At 71.7% G+C, this 8,741-nt stretch carries 9 protein-coding genes; 3 read left to right on the forward strand and 6 right to left on the reverse strand.

From position 1 onward, the window contains the following. Positions 1 to 157 precede the first annotated feature (157 nt). Complete coding sequence (locus ACFQ79_RS36300) at positions 158 to 961, reverse strand: purine-nucleoside phosphorylase (RefSeq protein ID WP_189832820.1); 804 nt, start codon at positions 959 to 961, stop codon at positions 158 to 160. A gap of 211 nt (positions 962 to 1,172) precedes the next feature. Further along, complete coding sequence (locus ACFQ79_RS36305) at positions 1,173 to 1,610, reverse strand: gamma-glutamylcyclotransferase (RefSeq protein ID WP_383591487.1); 438 nt, start codon at positions 1,608 to 1,610, stop codon at positions 1,173 to 1,175. A gap of 226 nt (positions 1,611 to 1,836) precedes the next feature. Between ACFQ79_RS36305 and ACFQ79_RS36310 the strand changes: the two genes are divergently transcribed. Together ACFQ79_RS36310 and ACFQ79_RS36315 are read left to right on the forward strand one after the other, a co-directional pair. Then, complete coding sequence (locus ACFQ79_RS36310) at positions 1,837 to 3,276, forward strand: NAD(P)H-quinone dehydrogenase (RefSeq protein WP_073910114.1); 1,440 nt, start codon at positions 1,837 to 1,839, stop codon at positions 3,274 to 3,276. Positions 3,277 to 3,525: 249 nt separating this feature from the next. Continuing rightward, positions 3,526 to 4,452: a DeoR/GlpR family DNA-binding transcription regulator gene (locus tag ACFQ79_RS36315; protein ID WP_383591490.1), complete on the forward strand. Its 927-nt coding sequence runs from the start codon at positions 3,526 to 3,528 to the stop codon at positions 4,450 to 4,452. 81 nt (positions 4,453 to 4,533) lie between these two features. Here ACFQ79_RS36315 and ACFQ79_RS36320 read toward each other — a convergent pair whose 3' ends face one another. Both ACFQ79_RS36320 and ACFQ79_RS36325 read right to left on the reverse strand, forming a co-directional pair. Beyond that, a complete protein-coding gene (locus tag ACFQ79_RS36320) occupies positions 4,534 to 5,079 on the reverse strand; it encodes a TetR/AcrR family transcriptional regulator (protein ID WP_383591493.1) in 546 nt (181 codons plus the stop codon). A gap of 101 nt (positions 5,080 to 5,180) precedes the next feature. Continuing rightward, positions 5,181 to 6,935 carry an acetyl/propionyl/methylcrotonyl-CoA carboxylase subunit alpha gene (locus tag ACFQ79_RS36325; RefSeq protein WP_383591496.1) on the reverse strand — a complete coding sequence of 585 codons (1,755 nt, stop codon included), beginning with the start codon at positions 6,933 to 6,935 and terminating at the stop codon, positions 5,181 to 5,183. Positions 6,936 to 7,308: 373 nt separating this feature from the next. Here ACFQ79_RS36325 and ACFQ79_RS36330 point away from each other — a divergent pair, with 373 nt between their 5' ends. Continuing rightward, positions 7,309 to 7,746 (forward strand): hypothetical protein, encoded by a 438-nt coding sequence (locus ACFQ79_RS36330; RefSeq protein ID WP_383591499.1) that lies wholly within the window; start codon positions 7,309 to 7,311, stop codon positions 7,744 to 7,746. Positions 7,747 to 7,837: 91 nt separating this feature from the next. Here ACFQ79_RS36330 and ACFQ79_RS36335 read toward each other — a convergent pair whose 3' ends face one another. Both ACFQ79_RS36335 and mmpB read right to left on the reverse strand, forming a co-directional pair. After that, on the reverse strand, positions 7,838 to 8,443 hold the full coding sequence (locus ACFQ79_RS36335; RefSeq protein ID WP_383591502.1) for a nucleoside triphosphate pyrophosphatase: 606 nt from the start codon (positions 8,441 to 8,443) through the stop codon (positions 7,838 to 7,840). A 25-nt stretch (positions 8,444 to 8,468) separates the two neighbouring features. Then, positions 8,469 to 8,597: a morphogenic membrane protein MmpB gene (mmpB, locus tag ACFQ79_RS36340; protein ID WP_266968684.1), complete on the reverse strand. Its 129-nt coding sequence runs from the start codon at positions 8,595 to 8,597 to the stop codon at positions 8,469 to 8,471. Positions 8,598 to 8,741: the final 144 nt, after the last annotated feature.

The following is an 8,741-nucleotide window of genomic DNA, read 5'->3' on the forward strand; positions in this document are numbered from 1 at the left end:
GCCCCGGTTCGGGAAGGGGCGGGGTGGGGAGGAAGCCCCGCGCGGCGGCCCCGCCGACGGGCGGTCGGGGACCACTCCGGCGGTCGGAGGCCGCCGCAGCGCCCCGAAGCCCGTTCGGCCACCGAGGGCCGAACGGTGCGGGGGGCGCGGTGAAGACTCAGATGCGGTCGAGGACCCGCGTCAGCAGCTCACCCATCCGCGCCGCGGAGTCGCGGCCCGCCTGCAGTACTTCCTCGTGGTTCAGCGGCTCGCCCGAGAGCCCCGCCGCCAGGTTGGTGACCAGCGAGATGCCGAGGACCTCGGCACCCGCCTCGCGGGCGGCGATGGCCTCGAGGACGGTGGACATGCCGACCAGGTCGCCACCGAGCACGCGGACCATGTTGATCTCGGCCGGGGTCTCGTAGTGCGGGCCGGGGAACTGCACGTAGACGCCCTCTTCGAGGGTCTCGTCGACCTCCTTGCACAGCGCGCGCAGCCGCGGCGAGTACAGGTCGGTGAGGTCGACGAAGTTCGCGCCGACGATCGGCGAGGCGGCCGTCAGGTTGAGGTGGTCGCTGATGAGCACCGGCTGGCCGGGGCGCATGCCCTCGCGCAGGCCGCCGCAGCCGTTGGTCAGGATGATCGTCTTGCAGCCGGCGGCGACGGCGGTGCGGACGCCGTGCGCGACGGAGGCGACGCCGCGGCCCTCGTAGAAGTGGGTGCGGCCGAGGAAGACCAGGGCGCGCTTCTCGCCGATCTTGTACGAGCGGACCTTTCCGCCGTGGCCCTCGACGGCGGGCGGCGGGAAGCCGGGCAGGTCGGTCACCGGGAACTCGGCCTCGGGGGCACCGAGGGCGTCGACGGCGGGCGCCCAGCCCGAGCCCATGACCAGGGCGACGTCGTGGTTCTCGACTCCGGTCAGCTCGCGAAGACGTGCGGCAGCGGCCTCGGCGGCCTCGTACGGGGTGGCAGTTGCGTTCACTGACTCTCTCGCCTCGGGGAGGGGGGTCCGAGGCTGGCCCCGGACGGATTTGATACGCGCAGAAGCGTAGCCGGAGTTTGCCTACGCGCGTAGATGACGATGCCGACGGACATGCGATCGTTGTCTTGTCGTTTCCGACGAATGGCACAGGGGAGGAGTCACCTTCGTCCCTCGGCGGTTCCCACACCCCCGGACCGACTTCGCGACGGCCTCAGCAGGGACGCTTGCGCAACTCCATCACGTAGTCGTGCGGCGCGCCCGCCGACTCCGCCGCGTCGGCGACCTCGCCCAGGTACCGCGCCGACGGCAGCCCGCCCTCGTACGCGTTGAGGACGTACACCCAGGCCGGCTCCTCGCCGTCCAGGGTGTGCACCCGGACCCGCATCCGGCGGTAGATGTCGAGCCCGACGCCCTCCCAGCGGTCCATGGACTCCTCGTCCATCGGCGCGACGTCGTACAGCGCCACGAAGACCTGGGAGCGCGGGGCCTCCACGATCGTGGCCAGCGCGCCGTCCCAGCCCATCTGCTCGCCGCCGAAGGTGAGCCGCCAGCCGTTGAGCCAGCCGGTACCGCGCAGTGGGGAGTGCGGTGCGCGGCGGCTCATCAGCCGCGCGTCGAGGTTGCCGGCGAAAGCGGCGTAGAGCGACATGGGACCGAGGGTACGGGAGGGGGCGGGGTGTCCGGAGAACTCCGAGGTGGAGGCTCCGCCGTACGCCCACGGGGCACGCGCACCCCTTCGGAGGCCCCGGCGTGAGGCCGCGCCGGGCGTGCGGGAGAATGGGGTACGCACTTGAAGCGTGCGGGACAATGGCGTACGCACTGCATCCCAGCGGGGGGACCCCCCGGCAGAACGAGAGCGCGAGGCGTAGATCCCAGTGACCCGGATCGTGATCATCGGCGGCGGACCCGGCGGATACGAGGCGGCCCTGGTGGGCGCCCAACTCGGCGCGGAGGTGACCGTCGTGGACTGCGACGGCCTCGGCGGCGCGTCCGTCCTGACCGACTGCGTCCCCTCCAAGACCCTGATCGCCACCGCCGAGGTGATGACCACCTTCGACTCCTCGTACGAGGAGCTCGGCATCATCGTCGCGGACGACACCCCGCACGTGGAGCAGGCCGCCCGTGTCGTGGGCGTGGACCTCGGCAAGGTCAACCGGCGGGTGAAGCGCCTCGCGCTCGCCCAGTCTCACGACATCACCGCCTCCGTCACCCGGGCCGGCGCCCGGGTGCTGCGCGGCCGCGGCCGGCTCTCCGGCCGGCAGGCGATGGACGGCTCCCGCCAGGTGGTCGTCACGGCCGCCGACGGCACGGAGGAGACGCTGACCGCGGACGCCGTGCTGATCGCGACCGGCGGCCACCCGCGCGAGGTGCCGGACGCCAAGCCGGACGGCGAGCGCATCCTGAACTGGACGCAGGTCTACGACCTCAAGGAGCTCCCGGAGGAGCTCATCGTGGTCGGTTCCGGTGTGACGGGTGCCGAGTTCGCCGGCGCCTACCAGGCCCTCGGCTCCCGGGTCACCCTGGTCTCCTCCCGCGACCGCGTGCTGCCCGGCGAGGACCCGGACGCCGCCGCCGTCCTCGAGGACGTGTTCCGCCGCCGCGGCATGAACGTCATGGCCCGCTCCCGCGCCGAGTCCGCCAAGCGGGTCGGCGACCGGGTCGAGGTCACCCTCGCGGACGGCCGGGTCATCTCCGGCACGCACTGTCTGATGGCGGTCGGCGCGATCCCGAATTCGGCCGGAATGGGTCTGGAGGAGGCGGGCGTCAAACTGAAGGACTCCGGTCACATCTGGACCGACAAGGTCTCCCGTACGACCGCCCCCGGCGTGTACGCGGCGGGTGACGTGACCGGTGTCTTCGCGCTCGCCTCGGTGGCCGCGATGCAGGGCCGCATCGCGATGTACCACTTCCTCGGCGACGCGGTGGCCCCGCTCAACCTGAAGACGGTCTCGTCGAACGTCTTCACCGACCCCGAGATCGCCACCGTCGGCTACACGCAGGCCGACGTGGACGCGGGCAAGATCGACGCCAAGGTCGTCAAGCTGCCGCTGCTGCGCAACCCGCGCGCCAAGATGCAGGGCATCCGGGACGGCTTCGTCAAGATCTTCTGCCGTCCCGGCACCGGGATCGTGGTCGGCGGCTGCGTCGTGGCGCCGAAGGCGAGCGAACTGATCCATCCGATCTCGATCGCGGTCGACAACAATCTGACCGTCGAACAGATCGCAAATGCTTTCACGGTGTACCCCTCCCTGTCGGGTTCGATCGCGGAAGTGGCACGGCAGTTGCACACCCGGAAGTCCGCGGGCGAGGTCTGACACTCCTCCGGGCGGTCGCCCGGCGCACGGCTCCCGCCTGCGGGAACGGTTCGCCGACTCGGACAACCCCCGGCAAGGCGGGGCATAGCCCTGGCGTACGACGGATCAACGACGGGGTCTCCCATACCACTTGGAGGCCCCGTCTGTGTGCATCTTCTGCAATTCGGCGCATAGTGCTGAAAACTATCGGCCGGTCACGTTACTGTCAGTTTCGTGTTCGCTGCAGAACGTCGCCAGTTGATCCTCGAAATGGTGCGAGCCAATGGGGCCGTGTCGCTCCGCGAGCTCGCCCGCGTCGTCCAGACCTCTGAGGTGACCGTACGGAGAGACGTACGGGCCCTCGAGGCAGAAGGACTCCTCGACCGCCGGCACGGCGGTGCGGTGTTGCCGGGCGGATTCACGCGAGAATCCGGCTTCCCGCAGAAATCCCATCTCGCGACCGCGGAGAAGACGGCCATCGCCGACGTCGCCGCGAGCCTCGTCGAAGAAGGCGAGGCCATCGTCGTCGGCGCCGGGACGACCACGCAGGAGCTGGCCCGCCGGCTCGCCCGCGTGCCCGGTCTGACCGTGGTCACCAACTCGCTCCTGGTCGCCCAGGCCCTCGCCCACGCCAACCGGGTCGAGGTCGTGATGACCGGCGGCACCCTGCGCGGCTCCAACTACGCCCTGGTGGGCAGCGGTGCCGAGCAGTCGCTCCAGGGGCTCCGGGTCTCCCGCGCCTTCCTCTCCGGCAGCGGGCTCACCGCCGAGCGCGGCCTCTCCACGTCCAACATGCTCTCCGCGAGCGTGGACCGGGCGCTGGTCCAGGCGGCGGCTGAGGTCGTGGTCCTCGCCGACCACACCAAGCTCGGCTCCGACACCATGTTCCAGACGGTGCCCACGGACGTCATCACCCGCCTGGTGACCGACGAGCCGCCCGCCCACGACGACCGGGCCGCCACCGAGCTCCAGGCCCTCGCCGACCAGGGTGTGCAGATCGCCGTCGCGGGAACGGGCGCCGCGGGCGGCCCCGCCGGCGGTGACCAGGTCCCCCCCGGCGCCCGGCCCCGCCGTGACATGCCGCTCCCGGTGCAGCGCGGCCGGATGGCGGCAGGTCAGTTCCGGGGACCGGGCGGAGGGATGGCCGCCGAGACGCTGGAGCGCACGGCGCGGGTCGCCGACATGCGGCGCCGCTGAGCCGGGGGGCCCTCCCCCAGGGGTCCCGCGCTCCGCCGCCGAACCTTCCCTGCCGCAAGGACGGTTGTCACCCGGTCCTGCTCAGTCCTTGATGCCCCGAAGCGTCAGCGCGAGCAGGCGGTCCGCCAACTCCGCGTCCTCCGGGCACTGTTCCGCCGCCAGCGCGATCGCGTTGGTCAGCTGCATCAGATCGCCGATCGACACGTCGGCGCGCACCTGACCCGCCTCCCTGGCGCGCCCGAGCAGCCGCTCGCCCGCCGCGCGCAGCGGCTCGCTGCACTGGGCGAGCGCCGAACTCCGGTCGTACGACGCGGACATCAGCGCGTGCGCGAGCCCCCGGTACTCGCCCGCGTGGGCGATCAGCGCCCGCAGCCACTCCACGAGCGCCCGGCACGGCTCCTCGGCCTCGGCCAGCTCTCCCGAGCGGTGCAGGAGCTCCGCGAGAGCCTCCTGGAAGACCGAGCTGAGCAGCTCGCCCCGGGTGGGGAAGTGCCGGTAGAGGGTGCCGATGCCCACGCCCGCGCGACGCGCGATCTCCTCGAGGGGCGCGTCGGCGCCCTGTTCGGCGAAGGTGGCGCGGGCTTCGGTGAGCAGCCGCTCGTGATTGCGTCGTGCGTCGGCTCGCATGGCTGGTGGATCGCCCTCCCCTCGACGAAGGGCCCGCAGGCGAGTGCCTGCGGGCCCTTCGTACCGTACTCGGTGACCGTGGCCGGTCCCGGTGCCGTCGGTCAGTCCTTGATGTCGCAGATCGCGGCGCCGGAGGTGATCGACGCGCCGACCTCGGCGTTCAGGCCCTTGACGGTGCCGGAGCGGTGCGCGTTGAGCGGCTGCTCCATCTTCATGGCCTCCAGGACGACGATCAGGTCGCCCTCCTTGACCTCCTGGCCCTCCTCGACCGCGACCTTCACGATCGTGCCCTGCATCGGGGAGGCGAGGGTGTCGCCGGAGGCGGCGGGGCCGGACTTCTTGGCCGCGCGGCGCTTCGGCTTCGCACCGGCCGCGAGACCCGTGCGGGCCAGCGTCATGCCGAGCGAGGAGGGCAGCGAGACCTCGAGGCGCTTGCCGCCGACCTCGACCACGATCGTCTCGCGGCCGGACTCGTCCTCGTCGGCGTCGGCGCCGGCCGGGGCGAACGGCTTGATCTCGTTGACGAACTCCGTCTCGATCCACCGGGTGTGGACACGGAACGGGTCGGACGTGAACGCGGGGTCCACCACGACGGCCTGGTGGAACGGGATGGCGGTGGCCATGCCCTCCACCTTGAACTCGGCGAGCGCACGCGCGGCGCGCTGCAGGGCCTGCTCACGGGTGGCGCCGGTCACGATCAGCTTGGCCAGGAGCGAGTCCCAGGCCGGGCCGATGACGCTGCCGGACTCCACGCCCGCGTCCAGGCGGACACCGGGGCCGGTCGGCGCGTCGAAGAGGGTGACGGTGCCGGGTGCGGGCAGGAAGCCGCGGCCCGGGTCCTCGCCGTTGATGCGGAACTCGAAGGAGTGACCCCTTATGGCCGGGTCGCCGTAGCCCAGCTCCTCGCCGTCGGCGATCCGGAACATCTCCCGGACCAGGTCGATGCCCGCGACCTCCTCGGTCACCGGGTGCTCGACCTGCAGACGGGTGTTGACCTCCAGGAAGGAGATCGTGCCGTCGGTGCCGACGAGGAACTCGACCGTGCCGGCGCCGACGTAGCCGGCCTCCTTCAGGATCGCCTTCGACGCCGCGTACAGCTCGGCGTTCTGCGCCTCGGTGAGGAACGGCGCGGGGGCCTCCTCGACGAGCTTCTGGTGCCGGCGCTGGAGCGAGCAGTCACGCGTGGAGACCACGACCACGTTGCCGTGGGAGTCGGCCAGGCACTGCGTCTCCACGTGCCGCGGCTTGTCCAGGTAGCGCTCCACGAAGCACTCGCCCCGGCCGAACGCGGCGACGGCCTCGCGGACGGCGGAGTCGTACAGCTCGGGGACCTCTTCCAGCGTCCGGGCGACCTTCAGACCGCGACCGCCACCACCGAAGGCGGCCTTGATCGCGATCGGCAGTCCGTGCTGCTCGGCGAACGCGACGACCTCGTCGGCGCCGGAGACCGGGTCGGGCGTACCGGCGACGAGCGGGGCTCCGGCGCGCTGCGCGATGTGACGAGCCGCCACCTTGTCGCCCAGGTCGCGGATCGCCTGCGGCGGCGGGCCGATCCAGGTCAGACCGGCGTCCAGGACGGCCTGCGCGAACTCCGCGTTCTCGGAGAGGAACCCGTAGCCGGGGTGGATCGCGTCCGCACCCGAGTCCTTCGCGGCCTGCAACACCTTCGCCATGTCCAGATAACTGGTCGCCGGAGTGTCACCGCCCAGAGCGAACGCCTCGTCAGCCGCCCGGACATGCAGGGCATCCCGGTCCGGCTCGGCGTACACGGCCACGCTGCCGATACCCGCGTCCCGGCACGCCCGGGCCACACGGACAGCGATTTCGCCACGGTTGGCGATGAGCACCTTGCGCACGATGGCTCCCTCCTTGAAACAAGCTGAGTTTAGGGACTGCCGACACGGCCTTTCGACCCGTCCCCAGTGGTGAGCTTGCCCACACGGAGCGTGACCCCGGGCCTGCTCGGGTCGTGAATTCCCTTGTCGCACCACGGTACGCAGGGTTCCTTTACGGCACAGTAGCTCCGAGGTGTGGCGCAGGTCTCTGTTCGTGCGGCCAGTCGCCATTCGGGTTTCTTTGTCGAGTCCCTACGAATGGCCCAACGATTCTTTGCCCTGCCGTCCGCCGTCGCCGGTCGTGCGCACACTCTTGTCCAGGGGTTTACCGGCCAGTAGCCTTCGCGCTGTCGATCGTACTGTCGGTAACAGTCGTATCCAGGGGGTGGCCGAGGTGGCCCGCAGACCGATAGCTCTCGTGACGGCGGCGGTGCTGTTCCTCGAAGCGCCCGGGATCGTCGCGATCAACGCGGTGATGGCTCGCTTCGTCAAAATCCAGACGATGTCCCTCGACGGCATGGACCCCGACGCGATGTACACGGGCACCTGGGCGCTCGGCATCGCCTCCGGCTTCGCGCTCGCCCTGTGCGGCCTCGTCGCCCTCGTCGCCGGCATCCGCGACCGCAGGCCCGGGCGCGCCGGCCGAGGCCTGCTCATCGGCTGCGCGGTCGTGCACGGCATCCTCGGCGCGGTCACCGTCGGCCTGATCGGCTGGGGTGCCTTCGCCTTCATGATGCTCGTACTCGGCCTGATCGTTCTCACCCTCGTGGCGTACGGGAAGGGGTACGAGAAGGACGCCGAACCCCGCGAAGGCGCACCGGCGCCCGCGTAGGGGCATCGGCGCCCGCGCAGGGGTAGGCGCACCCGCGGAGGGGGACCGGCGCGCCCGCGGAGGCGCACCGGCGCGCCCGCGCGACGGCCCGTCAGGCCCAGAGGTCGGTGATCTGCACGCCCAGCTTCCCGAGCAGCGTGCGCAGCAGCGGCAGCGACAGGCCGATCACATTGCCCGGGTCGCCGTCGATGCCGTCGATGAACGGCGCGGAGCGCCCGTCCAGGGTGAAGGCGCCCGCCACGTGCAGCGGTTCGCCGCTCGCCACGTACGCCGCGATCTCGGCGTCCGTCGGCTCGCCGAAGCGGACCACGGTGGAGGCCGTCGCCGACTCGTAGCGCTTGGCGGCCGTGTCGTACACGCAGTGACCCGTCTGGAGGATGCCGACCCGGCCGCGCATCGCCTTCCAGCGGGCGGTGGCCTCCTCCGCGTCCGCCGGCTTGCCGAGGGCCTGCTTGTCGAGCTCGAGGACCGAGTCGCAGCCGATGACCAGTGCGCCGAACGCCTCGGGGCGGGCGGCGACATGGGCGGCCTTCGCCTCCGCGAGGGCGAGCGCGAGCTCGGCGGGCGTCGGGGCGTGCATCTTGTCCTCGTCGACGCCGCTCACGATCACCTCGGGGGCGAGCCCGGCCTGACGGAGCAGGTTGAGGCGGGCGGGGGAGGCGGAGGCGAGCACGACACGGCGCGGATCAGCAGTCATGGGGGCAGCGTAGCCAGTCCCGGGCTCAGCGGGCGCTGACCACGAACATCGCCACCACCATCGCCAGGGCCAGCAGCACGCCCGCGCGACGGAGCTTCGCCTGCATGTCGCGCATGAACTTCGGCGGCTGATTCTTCGGGTCGGACCACAGCATGCCTCCGATCCTGGGGGCGGGACGGGCGGGGGGGCCGCGGGCAGGTCAAGCACCAGCCCCCCGCGCCCCGCGGCCTAAACGCGCCCCCCCCCCACCACACCCCCCCGCGGGCCGGACATAAGAAAAAAAAACACCCCCCCCAAC

It is taken from the genome of Streptomyces sp. NPDC056480 (genome assembly GCF_042795405.1).
GTDB lineage: Bacteria > Actinomycetota > Actinomycetes > Streptomycetales > Streptomycetaceae > Streptomyces.

Bases quoted from the DNA above. Each gene is read 5' to 3' on its own strand.
- ACFQ79_RS36315 (WP_383591490.1), top strand. From the start codon at position 3,526: ATGGTGCGAGCCAATGGGGCCGTGTCGCTCCGCGAGCTCGCCCGCGTC.
- ACFQ79_RS36335 (WP_383591502.1), bottom strand. From the start codon at position 8,443: ATGACTGCTGATCCGCGCCGTGTCGTGCTCGCCTCCGCCTCCCCCGCC.
- mmpB (WP_266968684.1), bottom strand. From the start codon at position 8,597: ATGCTGTGGTCCGACCCGAAGAATCAGCCGCCGAAGTTCATGCGCGAC.
- ACFQ79_RS36320 (WP_383591493.1), bottom strand. From the start codon at position 5,079: ATGCGAGCCGACGCACGACGCAATCACGAGCGGCTGCTCACCGAAGCC.
- ACFQ79_RS36305 (WP_383591487.1), bottom strand. From the start codon at position 1,610: ATGTCGCTCTACGCCGCTTTCGCCGGCAACCTCGACGCGCGGCTGATG.